This is a genomic window from Streptosporangium sandarakinum, assembly GCF_050942225.1.
In the GTDB taxonomy this organism is placed as follows: Bacteria; Actinomycetota; Actinomycetes; order Streptosporangiales; family Streptosporangiaceae; genus Streptosporangium; species Streptosporangium nondiastaticum.
The window spans coordinates 3,872,643-3,896,640 of sequence record NZ_CP192034.1 but is presented as its reverse complement, the minus strand read 5'-3'; the positions used below and the strand labels follow the sequence as shown (position 1 = coordinate 3,896,640).

Genomic DNA, 23,998 nt, shown 5'->3' with positions numbered 1-23,998 from the left:
CGGTCGACGGAGAGGCGGCGGGTGCGCCCCTCCCCGGATCACCAGGACCGCAGGAGCCCCTGCGCGTCGTAATGCACCACCTCCGCGGGCGGCGGTCTCAGGATCGCCAGCGCGGCCCGGTAGCCCTCGGCCCGTGGGGTCAGGTCGATGACGCAGGCGTTGCCCGCGAGGTCGGGCCGGCCCGGGTAGGCCAGCAGGCGGCCCTGCTCGTCGAAGTCCACGGCGTTCATCGGCATGCGCAGCCCGTCGCCGGTGGACTTCAGCACCGCCTCCTTGCGGGTCCACGCCTGGAAGAACATCCGGGTCCGCTCGTCGTCGGTCAGCGTCTGGAACTTCGCCAGCTCGGTGACGCTGAGCACGCGGCGGGCGAGTTTGCGCGACTTGGCCGGATCGATCTTCTCCACGTCCACGCCCATCGGCGCGGACGTGGACAGCCCGATCATGACGAGGTCGGCGGAGTGGGAGACGGCCAGCTCCAGGTCGCGGTGCTCCACGCGGGGGCGGCCGTGCGGGAGCCGGCAGTCGGGGCAGTCGCGGACGATCCGCAGGTCGATGGGGTCGCAGTCCAGCAGCCGCGCGGCGGTCAGCCGGATGAGCGCGGCGCCGACGGTGAAGCGGGCGCGGTCCTCCGGCCGCCGGTAGGCCGACCGCCGCTCCAGCTCCACGTCCTGCAGCAGGCTGAGCAGGCCCTCGTGCTGGTCCGCCGGCCGCGCCCACCACACTTCGCACCGTGGCACCGGGCCGGAGGCGTCCTCCGGCCGGCGCGGTGCTGCGGGGTCGGTGATGAGGGGCACGGCGGGCTCAGCCTTCCTCGGTGGCGATCAGGGCTTCCAGGTCGTCGACGAGCCGCTCGACCGGCGGCAGGGCGTGCAGGTGTCGCTGGACGCGGCGGGCGGCGGCCCGGTGCACGGGGTCGTCCAGTACGGCGCGCACCGCCGCGGCCAGCGGACGCGCCCGGCCCGCCGCTCCGGAGCCGTACGGCCCCGGTGGCCCGGGGGGTGTGGTCAGCGCGGTCAGCGGCACCGTGCGCGACAGGCCCAACCCGGCGCAGAGCGCGGCGTTGTGCCGGTGGTCGTCCAGGACCGGCAGCGCGACCATCGGCACGCCCAGGCACAGGGCCTCCTTGATGCTGTTGAGCCCGCCGTGGGTGACGAACAGGTCGCAGCTCTGCAGGATGAGCGCCTGGTCGGCGAAGTCCACCAGGCGGACGTTGTCCGGCGCGGCGTAACGCGCCGGGTCGGCTCCGGAGCCGACCGCCAGGATGGTCGTGCAGTCCAGCTCGCCCAGCTCCTCGATGACCCGGGCGACGAACTCCCCGGAGCCGGGCAGGCTGTAGACGACCGTGCCGAAACCGGCGAAGACCAGCGGCCGGGCCGGGTCCAGTCCGGCGAACCACGGCGGCAGCGGCAGGTCGTCCGGGTGGCTGTTGACGTGCCGGTAGCAGCGCGTACCGGGCAGGATCATCTCCGACTCGCCGAACGCGGCGGGCAGGAAGCTCGCGGTGAAGTACCGGTACAGGTTCCGCCCCTCCGGGTCGGGCGGCAGCCCCAGCTCGGCACGGCCCTCGTCCAGGACGGGGCCGAGGACCTCGCCGGTGACGCCGTCCAGCCCGCCGAAGGAGACGACCGGGACGTGCGGGACGCCCAGCGCCTCGGCCGCGAGGTAGCCGCCCAGCTCGTCGAGCTCGCGCACGATGAGGTCGGGCCGCCACTCGGGGGCGAGCTTCAGGATGTCGGCGGCGGTGCCGCGGGCGATGTGCCCGGCGAACGCGCGGGTCAGCGGCTCGCCCAGGGCGCGGAAGGTGTCGGCCGCCGTCGCGAAGTCCTGGTCGCGGTAGCCGGGCGGGAGCGTCCGGTAGATCTCGTAGCGCCAGTCGTAGCCGCCGGTCAGGTGCTCCAGCCCGAAGCCGCGGATCTCCTCGGCCATGCAGGCCGGGGCGCACACCGCGACCGTGTGGCCGCGGTCGCGGGCCGCCTGGGCGACGGGCACCAGGGGTCGCAGGTGACCGCTGGCGGGCTGGGTGGTGAACAGGATGCGCGCCATCACGACCTCGCCGTCGCGAGTCCCGCGGCCTGCCCCGCCAGGCCGGCCAGCCGGTCCACCACCTCGGCGGCGGAGGGCTGCTCGGCCATCTCCCGGCTCAGCTTCTCGGCGGCCCGCAGGTGGCCGTCGTCGCCCAGCAGCAGGTCCAGCTCGGCGCGGATCAGAGCGGGGTCGCCGTCACCGGCGAAGACCTGCCGGGCGGCGCCTGCCTCGGCGACCCGGCGGGCGTTGAACACGTGGTCGGTGAAGCGCGGCAGGATCAGCTGCGGCACCCCGGCGGCCAGCGCCGTCATCACCGCGCCGCCACCGCCCTGGTGGATCAGGGCCGAACAGGTCGGCAGCAGCAGGTGCAGGGCGAGCCGGTCGACCAGCCGCAGCCGGGCCGTGGCGCCCGCCGGCAGCCGGTGCCCGCCGCCGGGGTCCTCGCCGATGGCGACGATCTCCACGTCGGTGCCGGCCAGGGCCGCCATGACGTGGGGGAGCAGCGACGGCTCCTGCCCGCCCCAGCTGGCGACGGCGCTGCTGCCCAGCACCGCGACCCGTCGCCGCGGCGCTGGCCGCGTCAGCCACTCCGGTACGGTGGCCGGGCCGTTGTAGGGGACGTGGCGCATCGTCAGCCGGCGCACCGGTTTCGGCGTCGGCACCTGCAGCGAGGGCGGGCACGGGTCCACGGTGACGTCGCCGAGCGTCTCCACCCCGCCTATGCCCAGCTCCGCGCACATGTCCGCGAGCGCCTCGTCCTCGAACTCCCGGGTCCGGCAGGTGTAGTCCATGCCCCAGATGTGCCGGACGGCCGGAACTCCGAGCGCCGCCGCGGTCAGCGGCCCGGCGTACGTCGTGGGATCGAAGACCACCAGGTCGGGCCGCCAGCCGCGGGCGAAGCGCAGCGTGTCCGCGGTCATCGCCTGGGCGATGCGCTTGTAGGTGATGACGTTGCCCACTCCCCAGGCGCGCATCTCCTCCCACTCCACGGGCCGCTCCTGACGCATGAGCCAGGAGAAGTACCGCCCTGCCATGGCGCCGACGTCCACGTCGTGGCCGACCGCCACGGCGGGCAGGCCGGACGCGGCGATGACGTCGGTCAGGGCCGGTTGGCTGGCCACCACGACCTCGTGGCCGGCGGCCCGCAGCGCCCAGCCGAGCTGGACGCACGGGTAGAAATGCGAATGCCAGGCCCAGGTGACGAACAGGACGCGCATCTGCCACCTCCGTCTCGAACGTGGAAGGAACCCGCGTCCCGGCCCCGCCGCCGCGGGGGCACGGCTCCGGGGGCCGGACGCGTCGCCACTGTCACCCGGCCGGTTCGAGGAGCGGTCAAGGGATCGTTGGGGGCCGCTGGAGGATCGCCCGACCCGGCGGGTGCGGGCACCATCCGGACACCGCCGGGCCGCGGCCGACGCCCGCTTGAGTGGGATTCGAGTCGGGCCTCCCACGATCTGCCGTGTGCCTGACGACGGAGGGACGCCATGACGCCTGATCCCGCTCCCGGTGCCGGATCGCTGCTGGACGTGCTCGCATCTGTGCTGGAGATGCCGGCCGAGGAGGTCGCCGCGCGGCTCGGCGAGAGCTTCTTCGGCCTGGGCGGCACGTCGCTGGACGCGATGGAGGTCGTCGACCGGGCCGAGGAGGAACTCGGCCTCACCGTCGACGTGGGCCATCTGCTGGGCATGGCGCCGCTGTCCACCGTGCTGGCCGCCTGCGTGCCCGCCCGCGTGCCGCCGCCCGCCCCCGCGGCCGACCGCCGCCCCGTACTGCCGGAGCAGGAGAGCTTCCTCAGCGCCGAACGGCTGATCGGCGCCCCGATGCACCACGTCAGCGGTGCCGAGCTGACCGGCCCGCTGGACGAGGAGGCGCTGCGGGAGGCGGTGCGCCTGCTGGTCGCGCGGCACGAGTCGCTGCGCACGGTCTTCGAGGAGACCGAGGACGGGCACCTGCGGCACGTGCTGCCGGACTGGCGGCCCGGTCTCGTGCGCCTCGAACCCCCCGGTACGGCCGGCGGCGACCCGGTGGCGGCGGTACACGCCGAGCTGGCCCGCACCTCCGCGGACCTGCTGGCGGACGGCGGGCGGCCCGCCGTCGCCTTCGTGCTCACCCGGTTCGCCGACCGCCACCACCTGCTGTCGCTGGTCGTGCACCGCGCGCTGGCCGACGGCTGGTCGATCGGGCTGCTCTGGCGTGAGCTGACCGGCCGCTACGCGGCGCTGACCGCTCCCGCCGGCCCCGCCGTCCCCGTCGTCCCGCCTGGCCCCGGCGCCGTCGTATCCGGTCCCGGGGCCGCATCCGGCGGCTCCGTCGTACCCGATCCCGGCGGTGAGGCCCCGGCGCCCAGCCCGGACCTGCTGCTGGACCGGTGGGCGGACCTGGCCGCGACCGGCGACCTCGACCGGCTGACCCGGCGGCGCGTCGAGCAGCTCGGCGGCTTCCCGCCCATCGTGGAACTGCCCGGCGACCTGCCCCGCCCGGCGGAGTTCGACTTCCGGGGCAGCCGGCTGACGTTCACCCTCGACGCCCGGACCCGCGACGCCGCGGAACGCTCCGCCGGACGCGCCGGTGTCACCGTCACCGCGGTGCTGCTGGCCGCCTGGCAGCTGGTCGTGGCCCGCCGCTGCGCCATGGACCGGTTCCTGGTCGGCGTCGGCGTCGCGCGTCGCGACCGGGCCTCCGCGACGCGGCTGGTCGCCCCGTGCGTCAGGACGGTGCCGATCCGGTGCGTGATCGACGACGCCGAACCGGTCGAGGAGTACCTGCGGCGGACCGCGCGGGCCGTCGCCGAGGGAGTGGTGTCCGCCGACGTCCCGCTGGGCGTCATCAGCCGCGGCCTGCCCGGCGGCCGGGCCATGGCGGACCGGCGGCGCGTCCCGCTGCTGCAGATCACCTTCTCGGCGCAGGAGACGGTCCTGCCGGAACAGGTGCGGGCGGGCGGGCTGACCGTCCGCTACCACGAGGCGTTCACCGGCCTGGTCGCCGCGGACGCCGGTCTTTCGGTGCTGCGCTGGGACCCCACGCCCCGGCTGGCGCTGGACCACGCCACCGCCGTCCTGACCGCGGCCGAGGCTCGCGTCCTGGCCGAGGCGCTGCGGGCCGCCCTGCGCGGGTTCGACTCCGGCCACGGCCGGCCTCTGGCCCGGGTGCGGACCATCCCGGCCCGCCAGCGGCGGTGGCTGCGCCGCCGCCGCGACGCCCGGTCGCCCGGGGGCGGCCTAGTCATCCTCGACGAGCGCGGCGGGCTGGTGCCCCCGGGCGGCGTCGGCGAGCTGTGGCACGCCGACGCCGGCCCGGCCGCGCTGCGCCGCTCGGGCGACCTGGCCCGCTGGGACGGCGCGGGCCGGCTGCGGCTGCTGGGCCGCCGCGACGAGCAGGTCACGGTCTTCGGGCACCGCCTGGACCTCACCGAGATCCGCGACCGCATCCGCAGCCACCCCGACGTGGCCGACGCCGTCGTCGCCGGGACCGGCGCCGACGACCCGGCGCACCGCCTGCTGCTGGCCGCCGTCGTCCTGCGCCGCCCGCTCGACGACCCGCTCGGCGTCCTGGTCCCGTTCACCGCCGAGGGGCTGCCCCGCTACATGCTGCCGTCCCGGTGGGCGATCGTCGATGCGATCCCCACCTCCCCGGACGGCGGACACGACCTACGCCGACTGGAACACCTGGCCATCTCACCCAACCGTCACAGCTCGGGGGCGCCGGTGTCTGGACTGAGGAACGCAGGAGCGGAGCGACGGAGTGACGAGGGAAGACACCGGGCTTAAGCCCCCGAGCCGCGACGCGCAGCGTCGCCATGAGCCCGCGAGGGGGCGCCGGTGTCTGGACTGAGGAACGCAGGAGCGGAGCGACGGAGTGACGAGGGAAGACACCGGGCTTAAGCCCCCGAGCCGCGACGCGCAGCGTCGCCATGAGCAGGGAGACCCATGAAGGCCGACAGTTCGATTCTGCGGGGGGCCGTGTTGGCCCGTGACGATGTGCGTCGTCTCGACCAGCGGGTGGACCACTGGGCCCGGACCACCCCCGACGCCGCCGCCCTGACCTGGCGGGGCACGTCCGTCAGCTACCGGGAGCTGGCCCGCGCCTCCGACACGATGGCGGCCGGGCTCACGCGGTCCGGTGTCGGCCGCGGTGACGTCGTGGTGGTGCGGATACCGCGCGGCCCGCTGCTGGTCCAGGCGCTGCTGGCCGTACTGAAGTGCGGCGCCGTCTACGCGGCGGTCGACCCGGACTGGCCGGAGGCCCGCCGCGCCCAGCTCGTCGGCCGGACCCGCGCCCGCTGGTACCTGACCGACGAGCCCGGCGGGGGCGCCCCCGGCGGAGCGACCGCGCTGGACGCCGCCGGGCTGCTCGCCGGGGTGCAGGACGGCCCGTTCACCCCCGCCGGCGGCGACTTCGACGACCCCTGCTGCGTCTTCCTGACCTCCGGCAGCACCGGCGAACCCAAGGCGGTGGCGGCCTCGCACAAGGCGATCGTCCGGATCGCGCTGGACCCGGTGCTCGGCTTCGGAGGCGGCACCCGGATGCCGCAGACCGCGCCCTGCCCGTGGGACGCCTTCGCGATGGAACTGTGGTGCCCGCTGGCGCACGGCGGCACCTCGATGCTGCACGACGGCAGGCACTTCTCGCCGCAGGACGTGCGCGAGGCCGTCGCCGCCGGGGCGACCACCCTGTTCCTGACCACCGCCCTGTTCAACGTGGTGGCCGAGACCGACCCGGGGGCCTTCGCCGGGCTGGAGACGCTCATGGTCGGCGGTGAGCGCGCCACTCCCGGCTGCTTCGCCCGCTGCCGCGCCGAGCACCCTGACCTGCGTCTGCTGCACGTCTACGGGCCGGTCGAGAGCTGCGTCTACACCACCGCGTACCCGGTCACCGGCGATGACTTCGAGGACGGTCCCGGCGGGGACGTGCCGATCGGCCTGCCGGTCACCGGCACCGCCGTGCATCTCCTCGACGAGCGGCTGCGGCCGGTCCCGCCCGGTGAGACCGGTGAGATCGCCGTCTCCGGTGACGGCCTGTCGGCCGGGTACGTCAACGACGAGGAGGCCACCCGCACGGCTTTCGTGCTTCTGGAGCCGGAGGGCGGGGGCGCGGCGCCGGTGCGGGTCTACCTCACCGGTGACCTGGGCCGCCTGGACGGTGACCGCGGACTGGTCTTCGCGGGTCGTAAGGACCGGCAGGTGAAGATCCGCGGGGTCCGGGTGGAGCCCGCGGAGATCGAGGCGGTCATCGGCCGCGTCTGCGGCGCCGCCCAGGTGGCCGTGGTGCCGCTGCCGTACGGCGAGCCCGTCAAGACCCACCTGGCCGCCTGCGTCGGCGGGAACCTCGGCGAGGCCGAGCTGGCCGGGATCAGGCGGGCGCTGCGCGACCACCTGCCGGCGGCGTTCGTGCCCGACCGGCTGTTCTCTGTCACCGAGCTGCCGCTGAACGCCAACGGCAAGACCGACCACGCCGCGCTGGCCGGGCTCGCCGCGCGGCACCGGGCCGAGCGGGCCGCCCGCGCCGCCGCCGCCGACGCCGGCTCCGGCGCGGACGCGGGCGCCGGCGGCGGTGCGGAGGCGGACTCGGTGCTGGTGCGCGACGTCACCGCCATGGCCCAGGAGCTGCTCGACGTGCGGCTCGGCCCCGGCGACGACATCTTCGAGCTCGGCGGCACCTCCATCATGGCCATCCAGCTCGCGCACCGGCTCAGCCGGCACGCCTCCGTCAAGGTCAACGCACTGGAGGTCATGCAGGCCGCCACACCCCGCGCCATCGCCGCGGCCGTCGAAGCCGCCGTGGCCGCCGCGGCCGGGCGGGAGCCCTCCGGCGCGGACGCCCGCCGGGCGAGGCGGTCGGCGAAGCCGTCGGCCGAGCGCTGGCTGGCCGGGCTGCCCGTGCCGCAGTGGCGGTTCTGGTACCTGGAGATGATGAACCCCGGCACCGACGACACCCGCTGTCCCTTCGAGTTCCGGCTGAACGGGCCGCTGGACGTCACCGCGCTGGCCGCCGCGCTGCGCACCGTGGTCGGCCGGCACGAGGCGCTGCGCACCCGCCTGGTGCGGGTCGGGGCGCGGGACGTGCGGGCCGACGTGGTGGCCGCCAGGCACGTGCCCGACCCGCTGATCGTCGGCGCTCCGTGCGAGGAGCGGGTGGCCGAGTGGAAGGTCCGGGAGTTCCTGGCCAGGCCGTTCGACCTGGAGGTCGACATCCCGATCCGGGCGCTGGTCGTCCCGGTCGGCGCGGACGAGCACATCCTGGCGATCTCGGTGCACCACACCGCCTTCGACGGCTGGTCGGCCGGGCTGCTGTGCCGCGACCTGTCGGACGCCTACCGGGCGCACGCCGCGGGCCGGGCCGTCCCCTACCGCGCACCGCTGCGCTTCGCCGACACCTGGCTCGACCAGGACCTCGGCGAGACCGAGCGGGACCGGGCGGACCTCGCCGCCTGGGGGCGGCGGCTGGTCGGCGTGCCCGACCTGCCGCTGGTCGCCGAGGGCGAGCTGGCCCCCTCGGCCCGGTGCGGGAGGTGTGGGTCGACGTGCCCGACGCGCTGCGGGCCGCCGCCGAGCGGGCCGCGGCGCCGCACGGCGGCACCCTCCAGGCGACGCTGCTGGCGGCCTGGGCGCGGGCGCTGCGCCGCTTCACCGCCGCCGACGACTTCGCCGTCGGCATCCCCGTCGCGGGCCGTACCACCCCGGCGGCGCAGGACGTGATCGGCTGCTTCGCCTCGGCCGTGGCGGTCCGGTTCACCGGCGGCCACGACACCGACCCGGCGGCCGACATCGCCGCGGCCGCCGAGCAGCTCGGCCAGGCGCTGCGCTTCCAGTTCACCCCGATGGAGCGGCTGCTGCGCGAGGACGCCCCGCGCGACCGCAGCCGCAACCCGTTCTGCCAGGCCGGGTTCGTCGTGCAGAACAACGTCCCGCCCGCCCTGGAGTTCGACGGCGTCGCCTGCGCCGAGCGCCGCCACCAGCGCACCGCCTCCAGCTTCGAGGTGACCCTGGAGCTGTGGTGCGGCACCGGGCTGGAGGTGCGGCTGTGGTACCGCGGCGACGTCATCTCCGCCGCCGGAGCCCAGGAGCTGGCCGCGCTGTGGCGCGCGGAGCTGGAGACCCTCGCCGCCGCGCACGCCGTGGCGGCGCGGTGAACGCGGCGGCCGGCGCGCCCGGCGCACTCGGCGCGGAGGAAGCGGCCGGTCCCGGCACGGCGGGCGTGACCGGAGCGGACGTAACCGGTACGACGGGCGTGACCGGAGCGGACATGACCGGCACGGCGGGCGTGACCGGAGCGGCCGGTGTGAAGGGCGGCCGGGTCGAGGTGGGCGGGGCCGTCCTGCCCTATGACGTCCACGGCGAGGACGGCCGTCCCCGGCTGGTGCTGGTCTGCGGCCAGGGCATGACGCGTGCCATGTGGCAGCTCACCGTGGTGCCGGCGCTGGTGAAGGCGGGCCTGCAGGTGCTCTGCTACGACCAGCGCGGCGCCGGCGACGCCTCCGCGCCGCCCGGCCCGTACTCGGTGCCGCGGCTGGCCGAGGACCTGCTCGCGCTGCTGCGGCGGCTCGGCTGGGACCGGACCGGCCTGGCCGGCGTCTCGCTGGGCGGCATGGTGGGGGAGTATCTCGCGGCGCTGCGACCCGACGTGGTGACCCGGGCCGCACTCATCGCCTCCACCTCGGTCCCGACCGCCTTCCAGCGGGCCTACGCCGAGGCGCGCTCGTCGTCGCGTTCCGACGCGGTGAACCGGCTGCTGGAGCTGCTCATCACCGTCTCCGCCGAGGACCTGCGGGACGACACCCCGATGGCGCGCACCGGGCTGTCGTTCATCACCCGCCGGGGCGGCTACCCCGACGGGTTCCACGACCAGGGCCGGGCGGGCGACGAGTGGCTGGTCCGCGCCGACCGCCACGCCCTCTGGGACAAGATCGACGTGCCGTGCCTGCTGATGGCCTTCGAGTACGACCTGCTGCTGCCGCCGGAGGCCGTACGGCAGGCCGCCGGACTGATCCGCGACGCCCGCTTCGAGATGATCCGCGACGTCGCGCACGCCAACGCCCTGATCAAGGCCACCGACAGGATCGGGGAGATCCTGGCGGACTTCTTCCTCGGCTGAGACCGACATCCCTCGCCCCGCGGCGGGCCGGCCGGAGAGGCCGGCCCGTCGCGGCGGCGTGCTTCCCATCGGTCAGGCCGGAGCGAGGACGCCGGTGGTGCCGATGACCGCCCGTTGCGGGGAGGATGGGCCCGCAACGGCGGTGGCCTCGGCGATCGCGGCGGCAGCGGTGGTGGCGGGCGGGGGTGCGACCGGCAAGGCGGTCACGACCACGGACGTGACGGCCCGGCGGCGCGGAGGACCGGCGTTCGCGACGATTCCGTCCGATCTCGTGGATGCCATGGCAGGGCCGCATGTTATACCGCTGTTGCGAAGGAAGGCAGGTATTCAGGCTGGAATGTGCAAGGGGTAAGGTGAGGCTTGTGACGACGTTTCGGATCAGCGAGGCCGCGGCGCTGCTCGGGGTCAGCGCCGACACCGTCCGCCGGTGGGTGGACGCGGGCCGGCTGCGGGCGGAGCGGGACGAGCACGGCCACCGGCGGGTGAACGGCGCCGACCTGGCCGCCTTCGCCCGCGCCCAGGTCGAGTCGGTCGACGACGGCCGCTCCTCGGCGCGTAACCGCTTCCGCGGGATCGTGACCGAGGTGATCAGGGACGCGGTGATGGCGCAGGTGGAGATCGCCGCCGGGCCGTTCCGGGTGGTGTCGCTGATGAGCCGCCAGGCCGCCGACGAACTGGGCCTGGAGCCGGGGGTGGTGGCGGTCGCCGTGATCAAGTCCACCAACGTCGTCGTGGAGATCCCCGGTCACGAGCGCGTGGCCAGTCATCCGTGAGGAGCCCCCTTGGTGTTCAGGCATCTTTCCCGATGGGCCGTGGTCCTGCCCGCCGTACTCGTGCTGGGGCTGTCGGGGTGCGGCTCCGGCGGACCGGACGCCTCGGCCTCGGCATCGGCTCCGGCGGCCGGCGCGGGCACCAAGGAGGTGACGGTGTTCGCGGCGGCGTCGCTGACCGGCACCTTCACCGAGCTCGGCAGGACCTTCGAGGCCGCCCATCCGGGCACCACGGTGAAGTTCAACTTCGGCTCCAGCGCGACGCTGGCTCAGCAGATCACCCAGGGGGCGCCGGTGGACGTGTTCGCCGCGGCGAGCCCGGCCACGATGAAGACGGTCACCGACGCGTCATCGGCCGGCTCACCGACCACGTTCGCGCGCAACAAGCTGCAGATCGCCGTGCCGAAGGACAACCCGGCCAAGGTGGACGACCTCGCGGACCTGACCGACGCGAAGGTGAAGGTGGCGCTGTGCGCCGAGCAGGTGCCCTGCGGCGCCGCGGCGGTCAAGGCGCTGGACGCGGCCGGGCTCAAGGTCACCCCCGTCACCCTGGAACAGGACGTCAAGGCCACCCTCACCAAGGTCGAACTGGGCGAAGTGGACGCGGCGCTGGTCTACAGGACCGACGTGATCGCCTCGGCGGGCAAGGTGACCGGCATCGAGTTCCCGGAGGCGGACAAGGCGATCAACGACTATCCGATCGCGACGCTCGCCAAGGCACCGGCCGGTGAGCTGGCCGAGCGGTTCGTGGACCTGGTGCTGTCGCAGCAGGGCAGGGACGTGCTGACCAAGGCCGGCTTCGAGGCCCCCTGACCCGCATGGCCACCACCGAACGCATCAGGCCGGAGAAGCCGCGGCGCGGCTTCCCCGGCCGCCCGTCGCCGTCGCCCGGCCGGCTTTCCGGCCGCCTGCCGTGGATGCTCCTGCTGCCCGCGCTGCTCGGGCTGGCGTTCCTGGTGCTGCCGCTGGCCGGGCTGCTGATCCGCGCGCCGTGGCCGACGCTGCCGCAGCGGCTGGCCGAGCCGCACGTGCTGGAGGCGCTGCGGTTGTCACTGGTGTGCGCAACCGTCGCCACCGCCGCCTGCCTGCTGCTCGGCGTGCCGCTGGCCTGGCTGCTGGCCCGGGTGGAGTTCCCCGGCCGCCGCCTGGTGCGCGCCCTGGTCACCGTACCGCTGGTGCTGCCGCCCGTGGTCGGCGGTGTGGCGCTGCTGCTGGTGCTGGGCCGGCGCGGCCTGATCGGCCAGTGGCTGGAGACCACGTTCGGCGTCACGCTGCCGTTCACCACCGCCGGCGTGATCGTCGCCGAGGCGTTCGTGGCGATGCCGTTCCTGGTCATCAGCGTCGAAGGCGCGCTGCGCGGCGCGGACCGGCGTTTCGAGGAGGCCGCGGCCACGCTGGGGGCCTCGCGGTGGACCGTGTTCCGCCGCGTCACACTGCCGATGATTGCGCCCGGCGTGGTGTCCGGAGCGGTGCTGTGCTGGGCCCGGGCCCTGGGCGAGTTCGGCGCCACCATCACCTTCGCGGGCAACTTCCCCGGCACCACCCGCACCATGCCGCTGGCGGTCTATCTCGCCTTGGAGACGGAGCCGGAGGCGGCGATCGTGCTCAGCGTGGTCCTGCTGGCCGTCTCCGTCGTCATCCTGGCCAGCCTGCGTGATCGCTGGGTGAGCGCGCCATGAGCCTGCGTGCCCGCCTGGTCGTCACCCGGCCCGCCTTCGAGCTGGACCTGACGCTGGAGGTCGCGCCGGGCGAGGTGGTCGCGCTGCTCGGCCCGAACGGCGCGGGCAAGACCACCGCCTTGCGCGCCCTGGCCGGGCTCACCGCCATGACGGCCGCCGGGCGGATCAGCCTGGACGGCCGGGCGCTGCACACCCTGCCCGCCGACGAGCGGCCGATCGGCGTGGTCTTCCAGGACTACCTGCTCTTCCCGCACCTGACGGCGCTGGACAACGTGGCCTTCGGCCCCCGCTGCCAGGGGCGCTCCAAGGCCGAGTCCCGGCGGGTGGCCGCCGAGCTGCTGGAGCGCGTCGGCCTGGCCGACCGTGCCGCCGCCAGGCCCCGGGAGCTGTCGGGCGGGCAGGCGCAGCGGGTCGCGCTGGCCCGCGCGCTGGCCGTACGGCCACGCCTGCTGCTGCTGGACGAGCCGCTGGCCGCCCTCGACGCCCACACCCGGCTGGAGGTCCGCTCCCGTCTGCGCCGCCACCTGGCCGACTTCGACGGCGCCACCGTCCTGGTCACCCACGACCCGCTGGACGCCATGGTGCTGGCCGACCGCCTGGTCGTCATCGAGAACGGCACGGTCGTCCAGCAGGGCACCCCGGCCGAGGTCGCCCGGCATCCGCGCACCGACTACGTCGCCCGCCTGGTCGGGCTCAACCTGTACCGCGGCGTGGCCGACGGCACGCGGGTCAGGGTCGGCGAACTGCCGCTCAGCACGTCCGAGCGGCTGGACGGAGCGGTGTTCGTCGCGTTCCCGCCCGCCGCCGTCGCCCTCTACCGTTCCCGTCCCGACGGCAGCCCGCGCAACCTGTGGCAGGCCGTCATCGGCGGGGTCGAACGCCACGGCGACAACGTCCGCGTCCACCTCGACGGCCCCGTCACCGCCTTCGCCGACATCACCCCCGCCGCCCTGGCCGACCTCGACCTGACCCCGGGCCTGCGGGTCTGGGCCTCGGTCAAGGCCACCGAGACCCACGCCTACCCGGCATGAACCGCCCCGCGATCTGCCTCGGCGGGCCCTGCCACGGCCTGCTCACCCGGATCACCCAGGACGTCGGCCTGCTGGCCGTGCCGATTCCGCGCCGCTCGCCGGACGAGCCGGCGCGCGACGCCGGCTACCGCGTCACCGGCGAACGCGTCCGCTACCACGGGCACGCCGAGCCGTACGTCGTCCTGCACTGGACCGACGAGGACCGCCTCGGAACCACCTGCCCCGGCATGCCCCGGGACCCCGAGGCCGCCCTCGCCGGCCGCCACCCGGAGCGCTGAGACGACGAAGGCCGCCTTGGGGATGCCGCCGGAATACCGCCGGTCATCGCACGGCCTTCACGAGCGCCGGGACGAGGGAAGCCAGGATTTCTTCGTCGTGTGGGTCGCCGGGCTGGTATTCGGTGATGCCGAGGCCCGCGATGGTGCTGCGGGCGCTGAGAGCTCGGACGGCCGCGAGAAGTGCGTCCGGGGTGACGCCACCGGGTTCGGGAAAGCCGACCGATCCGAACTCGGCGGGGTCGAGGACGTCGAGATCGATGTGGATGTAGACGGCGGGTGCGTCGACGGTCTCCGCGAGCTCGGCCAGTTCGGCGGCCGGAACGTGCCGGATGCCGTGCGCCGCGACGAACTCGTGTTCGGCCGGATCCAGGGCCCGCGCGCCCGCCAGGACGACCTGCTCGGGGCGGATCGACCGGCTGGGCGACAGGCCGGGTGGGCCGTCGCCGAGCAGGGCGCGCAACACCACGCCGTGGAAGGCATGGGACGGTGAGGACTCGGGGGAGTTCAGATCGGCGTGCGCGTCGAACCAGACGACCGTCAGCCGGTCACCGTGGATTTCGGCGGCACGTTCGACGGGGGCCAGTTCGATGCCGCAGTCGCCGCCGACGACGATCGTCGGTGAGCCGTCCAGCGCGGCACGGGCGGCGGCGAGGTTGGCGCGTAGCACGTCGAGCGCGCGCACTCCGGCCGCCTCTTCGCCGGCGTGGCCGGTCACCGGGACGCGGAGGTCGGCGGGAACGAGCGCGGCGAGCCGCGCGGCGCCGTCCGCCAGAAGTCGAGCGTGAGGAGAGGACGAACCCTGCCACTGTGGAATCTCAATCGCCGTCATCGGTTTCCTCTCTCCTCGGGCGTCATCGCAAATGCAAGATCAGGCCCGCCACGATGGCATTATTCTCGGACCGGCCCGTCCCCGCGCGGGCGGGGCGGCTGCGAACCTCCCTGAACCCGCGCGACCTCCGCAGGCCCCGAACGCATCAGCCGACCGGCGCGGCACTCCGGCGGTCACCGTCACCGGCGTTCCGTGGTTTCCCAAGCCTCCTGGTCTGGTAGCAGCCGGAACGCCGGGATCTCAACGATCGGCGACCAAGCCCGCGGCCCGTTTCCGCCGTATTCCGGTGGCCCCCCTTGCGCTGTCACGCCGCCGCGCGGCGACGGCGGCACCTAGGTTCCGGCGGCTCGCCAGAGCGGCGCAAGGCATCTTCGATCCGGCCACCACCGGGCGCGGTCAGCATCTGCTCATCAGCTACTTGCGGGTGGCCGGCCGCGAGCGGGCCGGCGGAGCAGAGGAGGCCGCAGATTGTCCCACCGCAAGCTCATCGTGGCCCGGCTGGAGCGGCGGCACACCGAACCGGTCGCCCGGCTGTTCGCCGAGTCGGACGCCACCGAGCTCCCCCACATGCTGGGCGTGACCCGGCGCACCCTGTTCGCCTTCCACGACCTGTACTTCCACCTGGTGGAGACCGACGAGGAGCTGTCGGGGCCGCTGCGCGACGTGCGGAGCCACCCGCTGTTCCGCTCGGTCGACGAGGGCCTCGCCGAGTACGTGCGCCCCTACGACCCCGGCTGGCGCGAGCCCGCCGACGCCATGGCCGCCCCCTTCTACGAGTGGCGGCGCCCGTGAGCGACCACAGAACGACGCGAGGAGGACCCATGACCGAGCCGCCCCGGGCCACGCCGCGAGCAGTGCGGCTGCGCGACGTCCCGGCCAACCGCCGCCGCGGAGGCGACATCCGCGTCGTGCTCGGCCCGAAGACGGCCGGCGCCACGACGGGCTTCCTGGGCGTGCTGACCCTGCTCGGCGGCGAGCACGTCTCCGAGCACTACCACCCGTACTCGGAGGAGTTCCTCTACGTCGTCCGCGGCGCGGTCACCGTCCGGGTGGACGGCGCCGACACGCCGGTGGCGGCGGGGGAGGGGCTGCTGGTCCCGATCGGCGCCCGGCACCGGGTGACGAACCTCGCCGCGGAGCCGGCCGAGGTGGTCTTCCACCTGTGCCCGCTGGCGCCCGAGCCGAGCCTGGGGCACGTCGACACCGAGGAGCTGCCGCACCCGGAGGCGCCGCACCCCGAGATCGCGAGGGTGTGATGGGCCGCCGCAGAGCCGTCATCACCGGCATCGGCGTGGTCGCGCCCGGCGGGGTGGGCGTGGCGCGGTTCTGGGACCTGCTGACCGGCGGGCGCACCGCGACGCGGGCGCTGTCGCTGTTCGACGCGGAGGGTTTCCGGTCCCGCATCGCCGCCGAGTGCGACTTCGACCCCGTGGCCTGCGGCCTGACCGCCGAGGAGGCCGCCACCAAGGACCGCGCCACCCAGTTCGCGCTGGTCAGCGCCGACGAGGCGATCGCCGACAGCGGCCTCGACCTCTCCGCGGCGGACCCGGGGCGCCTCGGGGTCGTCATCGGCAGCGCGGTCGGCTGCACGATGCGGCTGGAGGAGGGCTACCTCGCGGTCAGCGACGGCGGCCGGACCTGGCTGGTGGACGAGTCCAGGGCTTCCGCGCACCTGTACGACTACCTGGTGCCCAGCAGCATCGCCCGCGACGTGGCCTGGCGCTGCGGCGCCGAGGGGCCGGTCGCGCTGATCTCCACGGGCTGCACCTCCGGCCTGGACGCGGTCGGGCACGCCGTACAGCTCATCGAGGACGGCAGTGCCGACGTCGTCGTGGCCGGCGCGACGGACGCGCCGATCTCCCCGATCAGCGTGGCCTGCTTCGACGCCATCAAGGCCACCTCGCCCAACAACGACGACCCCGGGCGCGCCTCCCGGCCGTTCGACCGCGACCGCGACGGGTTCGTCATCGGCGAGGGCTCGGCGGTGTTCGTCCTGGAGGAGGCCGGGGCGGCAGCCCGGCGCGGCGCGCGCGTCTACAGCGAGATCGCCGGGTTCGCCAGCCGCGGCAACGCCTACCACATGACGGGTCTGCGGGCCGACGGGCGGGAGATGGCCGAGGCGATCACCGTGGCGCTGCGCCGGGCGGACCTCCGGCCCGAGGACGTGGACTACGTCAACGCCCACGGCTCGGGCACCAGGCAGAACGACCGCCACGAGACCGCCGCGTTCAAGGCGAGCCTGGGCGAGCACGCCTACCGGGTCCCGGTCAGCTCCATCAAGTCCATGGTCGGCCACTCCCTGGGCGCCATCGGCTCGATCGAGATCGCCGCGTGCGCCTTGGCGATCGAGCACGGCGTGGTGCCGCCCACGGCCAACCTGGAGAACGGCGAGGAGGAGTGCGACCTCGACTACGTGCCCAAGGTCGCCCGCAGGCGGCGGGTGGACGTGGCGCTGACCGTCGGCAGCGGGTTCGGCGGCTTCCAGACGGCGATGTTGCTGCGACGACCGGAGCGGCGGGAGACATGAGCACACGAGCACTGGTGACCGGCCTGGGGATCATCGCGCCGAACGGCGTGGGCACCGAGGCGTACTGGAGCGCCACCCTGGCAGGAAAGAGCGGGATCGACCAGATCAGCGCCTTCGACCCCTCCGGTTACTCCACCACCCTGGCCGGGTCGGTCGAGGAGTTCGCCGCCGCCGAGTTCGTGCCCGGCCGGCTCATCGTCCAGACCGACCGCTGGACCCAGTTCGGGCTGGCGGCGACCGCCATGGCGCTGCGCGACGCCGGTGTCGAGGCCGCCGACATGCCGGAGTACGGCGTCGGCGTGGTCACGGCCAGTTCCTCTGGCGGCAACGAGTTCGGCCAGCGCGAGATCGGGCGGCTGTGGTCGCAGGGCCCCGGCGCCGTCGGCGTCTACCAGTCGATCGCCTGGTTCTACGCGGCCACCACCGGGCAGATCTCGATCAGGGAGAAGGCGCGCGGCCGCTGCGGCGTCGTCGTCTCCGAACAGGCCGGCGGGCTGGACGCCCTCGGCCAGGCCCGGCGGGTGCTGCGCGAGGACGGCGGCGTCGTCGTCTCCGGCGGCACCGAGGCGCCGCTGTCGCCGTACGCGCTGGTCTGCCAGATCAAGAGCGGCCGCCTGTCGGACGCGCGCAACCCCGACGAGTGCTACCTGCCCTTCGACCGGCGGGCCCGCGGCCACGTGCCGGGCGAGGGCGGCGCGATCCTGGTCGTCGAGACCGACGAGTCGGCGCGCTCGCGCGCGGCGAACCCCTACGGGGAGATCGCCGGGTACGCCGCGACGTTCGACCCCCGGCCGGGCAGCGGCCGGCCCCCGGCGCTGCGCCGGGCCATCGTCCAGGCACTGGCCGACGCGGGCCGCGCCCCGGAGGAGGTGGACGTCGTCTTCGCCGACGCCGCCGGGGTCCCGGAGCTGGACCGGGCCGAGGCCGAGGCGATCACCGCCGTGTTCGGCCCCCGCGGCGTCCCGGTGACCGCCCCCAAGACCATGACCGGACGGCTGTACGCCGGCGGGTCGGCGCTGGACGCCGCCGCCGCGCTGCTGTCGATCCGGGACGCGGTGATCCCGCCGACGGTCGGCACCGCGCGCCTCGACCCCGTCTGCGACATCGACCTGGTGTACGGCGGGCCGCGGGACGCCCGGGTGCGCACGGCGCTGGTGCTGGCGCGTGGCGCGGGCGGCTTCAACTCGGCGATGGTCCTCACCGCGCCCTGAACCGATGCCGGCCCGCAGACCTGACATTCCGTACACCTCGAACAGCCCGAACGACCCGAACGACCCGAAAGCCAGAACAGCCCGATCGGCCCGATCGGCCCGATCGGACAGGAGGAGAAGATGACGCAGTTCACGCTGGACGACCTCAGGGAGTGCATGCTGCTGGCGGTCGGCTACGACGAGTCGATCGACCTGGAGCAGGACATCCTGGACGAGCCCATGGGCGACCTGGGGTTCGACTCGCTGGCCGTGATGAACGTCGCCCGCGAGATCGAGGCGAGGTACCCGGTCAGGGTCCCCGACGAATCCCTCGACGAGACGATGGCCACCCCCCGCCGGACGCTGGACTACATCAACGGCCTGCTGAAGGAGGATGTCGCGGCATGAGCGGCCACACCGACAACGAGGTCGTGATCGACGCCCCCCTCGACCTGGTCTGGTCGATGACCAACGACGTGGAGTCCTGGCCGGGGCTGTTCACCGAGTACGCCTCCGCCGAGATCCTGCACCGCGACGGCGACACCGTGCGGTTCCGCCTGACCATGCGCCCCGACGAGCAGGGGAAGGTGTGGAGCTGGGTGTCGGAGCGCACCCCCGACCCGGTGACCCGCACCGTGCGGGCCCGCCGGGTGGAGACCGGGGCGTTCGAGTACATGAACATCCGCTGGGAGTACACCGAGACGCCCGGCGGGGTGCGGATGCGCTGGATCCAGGACTTCCACATGAAGCCCCAGGCGCCCGTCGACGACGAGCGGATGACCGCGCGGATCAACCGCAACAGCGTCCGGGAGATGGGCCGCATCAAGAGCCTGGTCGAGCGGGCGGCCCGGACGGCGAGCCCGGTGTCATGAGCGTCGCCGCGCACGCGGCCGGCGTCCTGGCCGGCACCGCCGCCGCGAACCCCGTCGCGGGCGGCCTCGCCGGCGGTCTCGTCGGCGGCGAGACCGCCGCGGCGGTGGCCGTGCTGGCCAACGGCGTCGCCGCCGGGATCATGCTGTCCACCGTCATCGGCATCGCCCCGATGATGCTCAGCCTGTCCTACGGCCGCTACGTCCAGCTCGTGCAGTTCATGTGGCCGCGGTTCGACCCGATCATGCCGATCACCAACGGGGCCACGCTCGTGCTGGACGTGCTGCTGGCCGCGGTGCTGGTCGAGGGCCCCGCCCGGTGGGCCTTCGCCGCCGCGGCGCTGCTGCAGGCGGCCGTCATGGGCGTCTCCGTCACCCGGAACGTCCCGGTCAACCGGATGGTCAGGGCGCTGGACCCCGACCGGCAGCCGAGCGACTGGGAGTCCATCGACCCCCGCCGCCGTTGGCGGGCGTGGAACGCCTTCCGCACCTCGCTGGCGCTGCTGGCCTTCCTCGTCAACGTCGTCACGACCTCGCAGCTGGCCTGACCGCGCCGGTACGGCACCGCACCGGCGCCCATCAGCGCCCCATCGGCGCACGACCGCACGACCGCGCGGCCGGCCCCGGCCGCGCCCGCCGAACGACCCACCGTACGGCCCACAGAACGGACTCACCGTACGGATCCACTGAACGGACCCACCGACCGCACCCGAACGACCGAAGGAGCCGAAGCGCCATGACGGCGAACGCAGGAATCTCACTGGCGGGAAAGAAAGCGCTCGTGACCGGCGGCACGCGGGGCATCGGGCGGGGCGTCGTCCTCGCCCTGGCCCGGGCCGGCGCCGACGTGCTGACCTGCTACCGCAACGAGAGCGAGCACGTCGGGACCCTCGAACGGGAGCTGAAGGCCATCGGCGGCGACCACCACGTGGTGCGCGCCGACGTCGGCAGCCCCGAGGAGATCGACCGCCTCATCGACGAGTGCCGCACCCGGCTGGGCCGGCTGGACGTGGTGGTCAACAACGCCGGCGTCATCAGCCACGTCCCCTTCGCCGACCTGCCCGTCGAGGAGTGGCACCGGGTGGTGGACACCAACCTCACCGCCGCCTACCTCGTCACGCAGAAGGCGCTGCCGCTGTTCGGCGAGTCGGCCTCGGTGGTCAACGTCGGCTCCCGGGTCGCGACCGTCGGCATCCCGCTGCGCGCCCACTACACCGCCGCCAAGGCGGGCCTGGCCGGGCTGTGCCGCTCGCTGGCCAAGGAGCTGGGCCCGCGCGGGGTCAGGGTGAACGTGGTGGCGCCCGGCGTCATCGCCACCGAGGCCGAGCTCTCGCCGGAGGTGCTGGCGCGCTACCGGCAGATGACGGCGGTGCGGCGGCTGGGCCGTACCGAGGAGATCGCGAACACGGTGCTGTTCCTGGCCAGCGACCTGGCCGGCTACATCACCGGCGAGACCGTCAACGTCGACGGGGGGATCTGAGATGGCGGGGCGTCAGACGGCCTTCCGGGTGCTGCTGCGCATGGAGCTGGTGCCGGGGCGCGAGGAGGAGTTCGAACGTGCCTGGCTGGCCGGCGCCGATGTGATCACCGGCCAGCCGGCCAACCTGGGCCAGTGGCTGTCGAAGAGCGCCGAGGAGGAGGGCGTCTACTACATCGTCAGCGACTGGACCGACGAGGCGCGCTTCCGCGAGTACGAGCGCAGCGACCAGCACCTGGAGCACCGCAGGACGCTGCACCCCTACCGCAGCAGCGGCTCGATGGTCACCATGAACGTCGTCCACTCCATGGCCGGGGCCGGCGATGGTCGGTGAGGTCAGGGTCCTGCTGTACGCCGCGGCGCCCGCCGGGGACCCCGGCGCGGTGGAACGGGCCTACCACGCCGTCAGCGGCCGGCTGGCCGGAACGCCCGGCCTGCTCGGCAACGAGCTGCTGGGCGACGCCCGCCGTACCGGTGGCTTCGTCGTGCTGAGCCGGTGGCGCGACATGGCCTCCTTCCGCGCCTGGGAGGAGGGCGCGGGCCACCGGGGGACCACCTCGCCGCTGCGGCCCCTGCAGGACCGCGGGCGCACCGAGACGTTCGGCATCTACGAGGTCGTCGCGGACTACAGCTGACGCGGCGGACAGGAGCGCCTCATGGACTTCACGGACGACATCGCACGGTCGTCCCGCCCGGCCGCGCTGGTGGTCGGCGGGACGGGCTACCTCGGCCGGTTCGTCTGCGCCGGCCTGGCCGAGGCGGGCTACGAGGTGACGGCGGTGGCCCGCCGGGCGGCTGCGCTGCCGCCCGGCTGCCACCTGTACCTCGCCGACCTGGCCGCGGCCACGACCGCGGACCTGGGCCGCTTCCTGGACCTGGTACGGCCCCGCGTCGTGGTCAACGCGGCCGGCGCGCTGTGGCGGGTCACCGGGCACGACATGGCGCGCTCCAACCGGGAGCTCGTCACGCGCCTGGTGGCCGTGATCACCGCGGGCCGCGAGCACATCCGCCTGGTCCACCTGGGCTCGGTCTACGAGTACGGCGCGCAGCCCGCCGGCTGCCGGGTGCTGACGGAGGACACCCCCGAGCACCCGGTGACGCCGTACGCGCGCTCCAAGCTGGCCGGCACCCGGATCGTCACCGACGCGGTGGCCGCCCGCCGCCTCGACGGGGTGGTGCTGCGGCTGAGCGCCACGATCGGCCCGCACGCTCCGGCCGAGAGCCTGTTCGGCGGACTGGCCGGGCGGCTGGCGCGGCGGCCGGAGACACTGGAGGTGCCCGAGCTGTCGGGGGAGCGGGACTTCCTGGACGTGCGGGACGCGGCCTGCGCCGTGGTCAAGGCGGTGAAGATCTCCGCCACCCCGCCGGTCCTCAACGTCGCCCGGGGGCGCCCGTCCTCGGTCGCCGGCCTGGTCGACCGGCTCATCCGGATCAGCGGGGTGCCGGTGCGGACGGTCACCGTGCCCCGCCCGGCGGGGCGGCGCGACGCCGACGCCGGCCCGCAGCTCGTCGACGTCTCCGCCGCGCGCCGCACGCTGCGCTGGATCCCCCAGCACAGGCCGGGGGAGTCGCTGCACGCCCTCTGGCGAACTGCCAGCGATACTCCAGCGCTTCACCGGCGGGCCGCGTCAGGCTGACCGCAAACGCATCGAAATGGAGGGCATCCGGCCGTGGCTGATCAGGTCAAGCAGATCCTCATTGAGCACGTCCGCAAACTCCATCATGAGCGGACGACCGCACCGGTCTTCGTCCCCGGCGTCACGCCGATCCAGACCTCAGGCGCCGTCCTGGACGAAGACGACCGCGTAGCCCTGGCCGAGCAGGCCATCGAGATGCGCATCGCCTCGGGCGCGACCGCCCTGCGCTTCGAGCGGCTGTTCGCCAAGACGCTGGGGTTGCGCAAGGCGCATCTGACCAACTCCGGGTCCTCGGCCAACCTGCTGGCCGTGGCCGCCCTGACCGCGCCGGAGCTGGAGGACCGGCGGCTGCGGCCGGGCGACGAGGTCATCACGGTCGCGGCGAGCTTCCCGACCACGGTCAACCCGATCCTGCAGCACGGCCTGGTCCCGGTCTTCGTCGACGTGGAGCTCGGCACCTACAACACGACCCTGGAGCGGGTCGAGGCGGCGCTGACGCCGCGGACCAGGGCCATCATGATGGCCCACACGCTGGGCAACCCGTTCCCGGTCGCCGAGATCGCCCGTTTCGCCGAGGAGCACGACCTGTTCCTCGTGGAGGACAACTGCGACGCGGTCTGCTCCACCTACCAGGGCCGCAACACCGGCACCTTCGGCGACCTGGCCACCGTCAGCTTCTACCCGGCCCACCACATCACCATGGGCGAGGGCGGCTGCGTGCTGACCGACAACCTGGCGCTGGCGCGGGTGGTGGAGTCGATGCGCGACTGGGGGCGGGACTGCTGGTGTGAGCCGGGCGAGGACAACCGCTGCCTGCGCCGTTTCAGTCACGACATGGGGGCGCTGCCGTCCGGCTACGACCACAAGTACATCTTCTCCCACGTCGGCTACAACCTGAAGACCACCGACATCCAGGCCGGGCTGGGGCTGAGCCAGCTGAGGAAGCTGCCGGACTTCGTCGAGGCGCGGCGGCGCAACTGGCGCCGGCTGCGCGAGGGGCTGGACGGGGTGCCGGGCCTGCTGCTGCCGCGGGCCACGCCGGGCAGCGACCCGAGCTGGTTCGGGTTCGTCATCACCGTGCTGCCCGAGGCGCCGTTCACCCGCCGCGAGCTGGTCGACTTCCTGGAATCGCGGCGCATCGCCACCCGGCTGCTGTTCGCCGGCAACCTGACCCGTCAGCCCGCCTACCGGGACGTGCCGCACGTGACGGTGGGGGACCTGGCCAACAGCGACCTCATCACCGAGCGGACGTTCTGGGTCGGGGTCTACCCGGGCATCACCGCCGAGATGACCGACTACATGGTCGGCTCGATCAGGGAGTTCGTCGCCGGGCGCGGCAGGCCCTGAGCGGGCCGTACCCGCCGGATGCGCCGATCGTCGAGGCCGTGGGCCGGCTCACCGCCGCCCACGGCCTTGGCTTTGTCCGATTCGCGGTGATCTGATCGAGTTTCGCTCAAGTTCGGTCCGAGCAGCGCCACAGCGGCCCGCGAGTACGGGGGACCACCATCGGACGCATCAGAGATAGGTGATCTCCGTGGAATGCGACGGTGAGTCTGTGAAGCGCATTTTGGAGGATTTAGCGGGGTTCGGTGGAG

Annotated in this window: 25 protein-coding genes and 1 pseudogene; 21 read left to right on the top strand and 5 right to left on the bottom strand. The window is 74.2% G+C overall.

Annotated elements, in window-relative coordinates; all coding sequences use genetic code 11:
• Nucleotides 1–38 precede the first annotated feature (38 nt).
• The 3 genes from ACQP10_RS18015 to ACQP10_RS18005 form a co-directional block, all read right to left on the bottom strand.
• Nucleotides 39–737 (bottom strand): 4'-phosphopantetheinyl transferase family protein, encoded by a 699-nt coding sequence (locus ACQP10_RS18015; RefSeq protein WP_346021576.1) that lies wholly within the window; start codon nucleotides 735–737, stop codon nucleotides 39–41.
• Between the two features lie 64 nt (nucleotides 738–801).
• Nucleotides 802–2,043: a glycosyltransferase gene (locus tag ACQP10_RS18010; protein WP_433541765.1), complete on the bottom strand. Its 1,242-nt coding sequence runs from the start codon at nucleotides 2,041–2,043 to the stop codon at nucleotides 802–804.
• Nucleotides 2,043–3,242 (bottom strand): nucleotide disphospho-sugar-binding domain-containing protein, encoded by a 1,200-nt coding sequence (locus tag ACQP10_RS18005; protein ID WP_433541764.1) that lies wholly within the window; start codon nucleotides 3,240–3,242, stop codon nucleotides 2,043–2,045. The genes ACQP10_RS18010 and ACQP10_RS18005 overlap by 1 nt, the downstream gene beginning before the upstream one ends.
• A gap of 267 nt (nucleotides 3,243–3,509) precedes the next feature.
• Here ACQP10_RS18005 and ACQP10_RS18000 point away from each other — a divergent pair, with 267 nt between their 5' ends.
• From ACQP10_RS18000 to ACQP10_RS17985, 4 genes and pseudogenes are all read left to right on the top strand, one after another.
• Nucleotides 3,510–5,792 carry a condensation domain-containing protein gene (locus ACQP10_RS18000; RefSeq protein ID WP_433541763.1) on the top strand — a complete coding sequence of 761 codons (2,283 nt, stop codon included), beginning with the start codon at nucleotides 3,510–3,512 and terminating at the stop codon, nucleotides 5,790–5,792.
• 159 nt (nucleotides 5,793–5,951) lie between these two features.
• A pseudogene (locus tag ACQP10_RS17995) lies at nucleotides 5,952–8,363 on the top strand (AMP-binding protein); the annotation flags it as partial.
• 182 nt (nucleotides 8,364–8,545) lie between these two features.
• Entirely contained in the window at nucleotides 8,546–9,154 is a 609-nt protein-coding gene (locus ACQP10_RS17990) for a condensation domain-containing protein (RefSeq protein WP_433541762.1), read from the top strand.
• 113 nt (nucleotides 9,155–9,267) lie between these two features.
• Nucleotides 9,268–10,116, top strand: coding sequence for an alpha/beta fold hydrolase (locus tag ACQP10_RS17985; protein ID WP_346021580.1), 849 nt, complete (start codon nucleotides 9,268–9,270; stop codon nucleotides 10,114–10,116).
• A 72-nt stretch (nucleotides 10,117–10,188) separates the two neighbouring features.
• On the opposite strand, the gene ACQP10_RS17980 is transcribed toward ACQP10_RS17985, so the two are convergent.
• Nucleotides 10,189–10,323: a hypothetical protein gene (locus ACQP10_RS17980; protein ID WP_346021581.1), complete on the bottom strand. Its 135-nt coding sequence runs from the start codon at nucleotides 10,321–10,323 to the stop codon at nucleotides 10,189–10,191.
• Nucleotides 10,324–10,478: 155 nt separating this feature from the next.
• On the opposite strand from ACQP10_RS17980, the gene ACQP10_RS17975 reads away from it, so the two are divergent.
• The 5 genes from ACQP10_RS17975 (at nucleotide 10,479) to ACQP10_RS17955 (ending at nucleotide 13,874) form a co-directional block, all read left to right on the top strand.
• Nucleotides 10,479–10,889 (top strand): TOBE domain-containing protein, encoded by a 411-nt coding sequence (locus ACQP10_RS17975; RefSeq protein WP_346021582.1) that lies wholly within the window; start codon nucleotides 10,479–10,481, stop codon nucleotides 10,887–10,889.
• 12 nt (nucleotides 10,890–10,901) lie between these two features.
• Nucleotides 10,902–11,699 (top strand): molybdate ABC transporter substrate-binding protein, encoded by a 798-nt coding sequence (gene modA / locus ACQP10_RS17970; protein ID WP_386149992.1) that lies wholly within the window; start codon nucleotides 10,902–10,904, stop codon nucleotides 11,697–11,699.
• Between the two features lie 104 nt (nucleotides 11,700–11,803).
• Nucleotides 11,804–12,565: an ABC transporter permease gene (locus ACQP10_RS17965; protein WP_346021752.1), complete on the top strand. Its 762-nt coding sequence runs from the start codon at nucleotides 11,804–11,806 to the stop codon at nucleotides 12,563–12,565.
• Nucleotides 12,562–13,596 (top strand): ABC transporter ATP-binding protein, encoded by a 1,035-nt coding sequence (locus ACQP10_RS17960; protein ID WP_346021584.1) that lies wholly within the window; start codon nucleotides 12,562–12,564, stop codon nucleotides 13,594–13,596. The genes ACQP10_RS17965 and ACQP10_RS17960 overlap by 4 nt, the downstream gene beginning before the upstream one ends.
• Nucleotides 13,593–13,874 (top strand): hypothetical protein, encoded by a 282-nt coding sequence (locus tag ACQP10_RS17955; RefSeq protein WP_346021585.1) that lies wholly within the window; start codon nucleotides 13,593–13,595, stop codon nucleotides 13,872–13,874. The genes ACQP10_RS17960 and ACQP10_RS17955 overlap by 4 nt, the downstream gene beginning before the upstream one ends.
• A 43-nt stretch (nucleotides 13,875–13,917) precedes the next feature.
• Here ACQP10_RS17955 and ACQP10_RS17950 read toward each other — a convergent pair whose 3' ends face one another.
• Nucleotides 13,918–14,703, bottom strand: coding sequence for an arginase family protein (locus ACQP10_RS17950; protein WP_346021586.1), 786 nt, complete (start codon nucleotides 14,701–14,703; stop codon nucleotides 13,918–13,920).
• 468 nt (nucleotides 14,704–15,171) lie between these two features.
• Between ACQP10_RS17950 and ACQP10_RS17945 the strand changes: the two genes are divergently transcribed.
• The 12 genes from ACQP10_RS17945 to rfbH all read left to right on the top strand — a co-directional run bounded on the left by ACQP10_RS17945 (nucleotide 15,172) and on the right by rfbH (nucleotide 23,750).
• On the top strand, nucleotides 15,172–15,495 hold the full coding sequence (locus ACQP10_RS17945; protein ID WP_189249554.1) for a TcmI family type II polyketide cyclase: 324 nt from the start codon (nucleotides 15,172–15,174) through the stop codon (nucleotides 15,493–15,495).
• 29 nt (nucleotides 15,496–15,524) lie between these two features.
• Complete coding sequence (locus ACQP10_RS17940) at nucleotides 15,525–15,959, top strand: cupin domain-containing protein (RefSeq protein WP_390001880.1); 435 nt, start codon at nucleotides 15,525–15,527, stop codon at nucleotides 15,957–15,959.
• Nucleotides 15,959–17,230: a beta-ketoacyl-[acyl-carrier-protein] synthase family protein gene (locus tag ACQP10_RS17935; RefSeq protein WP_433541761.1), complete on the top strand. Its 1,272-nt coding sequence runs from the start codon at nucleotides 15,959–15,961 to the stop codon at nucleotides 17,228–17,230. The genes ACQP10_RS17940 and ACQP10_RS17935 overlap by 1 nt, the downstream gene beginning before the upstream one ends.
• Nucleotides 17,227–18,441 (top strand): ketosynthase chain-length factor, encoded by a 1,215-nt coding sequence (locus ACQP10_RS17930; protein ID WP_433541760.1) that lies wholly within the window; start codon nucleotides 17,227–17,229, stop codon nucleotides 18,439–18,441. Before ACQP10_RS17935 ends, ACQP10_RS17930 begins: the two co-directional genes overlap by 4 nt.
• Before the next feature lie 120 nt (nucleotides 18,442–18,561).
• Nucleotides 18,562–18,828 (top strand): acyl carrier protein, encoded by a 267-nt coding sequence (locus ACQP10_RS17925; protein WP_346021591.1) that lies wholly within the window; start codon nucleotides 18,562–18,564, stop codon nucleotides 18,826–18,828.
• Complete coding sequence (locus ACQP10_RS17920) at nucleotides 18,825–19,292, top strand: SRPBCC family protein (protein WP_346021592.1); 468 nt, start codon at nucleotides 18,825–18,827, stop codon at nucleotides 19,290–19,292. Before ACQP10_RS17925 ends, ACQP10_RS17920 begins: the two co-directional genes overlap by 4 nt.
• A complete protein-coding gene (locus tag ACQP10_RS17915; RefSeq protein ID WP_433541759.1) occupies nucleotides 19,289–19,837 on the top strand; it encodes an anthrone oxygenase family protein in 549 nt (182 codons plus the stop codon). Before ACQP10_RS17920 ends, ACQP10_RS17915 begins: the two co-directional genes overlap by 4 nt.
• 188 nt (nucleotides 19,838–20,025) lie before the next feature.
• Nucleotides 20,026–20,769 (top strand): SDR family NAD(P)-dependent oxidoreductase, encoded by a 744-nt coding sequence (locus ACQP10_RS17910; RefSeq protein ID WP_390001872.1) that lies wholly within the window; start codon nucleotides 20,026–20,028, stop codon nucleotides 20,767–20,769.
• A gap of 1 nt (nucleotide 20,770) precedes the next feature.
• Nucleotides 20,771–21,100, top strand: coding sequence for an antibiotic biosynthesis monooxygenase family protein (locus tag ACQP10_RS17905; RefSeq protein ID WP_189249562.1), 330 nt, complete (start codon nucleotides 20,771–20,773; stop codon nucleotides 21,098–21,100).
• Nucleotides 21,090–21,401: an antibiotic biosynthesis monooxygenase family protein gene (locus tag ACQP10_RS17900; protein ID WP_392571794.1), complete on the top strand. Its 312-nt coding sequence runs from the start codon at nucleotides 21,090–21,092 to the stop codon at nucleotides 21,399–21,401. Before ACQP10_RS17905 ends, ACQP10_RS17900 begins: the two co-directional genes overlap by 11 nt.
• Nucleotides 21,402–21,422: 21 nt before the next feature.
• Nucleotides 21,423–22,403, top strand: coding sequence for an NAD-dependent epimerase/dehydratase family protein (locus ACQP10_RS17895; protein ID WP_433541758.1), 981 nt, complete (start codon nucleotides 21,423–21,425; stop codon nucleotides 22,401–22,403).
• Nucleotides 22,404–22,436: 33 nt separating this feature from the next.
• Nucleotides 22,437–23,750, top strand: coding sequence for a lipopolysaccharide biosynthesis protein RfbH (gene rfbH / locus ACQP10_RS17890; RefSeq protein WP_433541757.1), 1,314 nt, complete (start codon nucleotides 22,437–22,439; stop codon nucleotides 23,748–23,750).
• Nucleotides 23,751–23,998 lie beyond the last annotated feature (248 nt).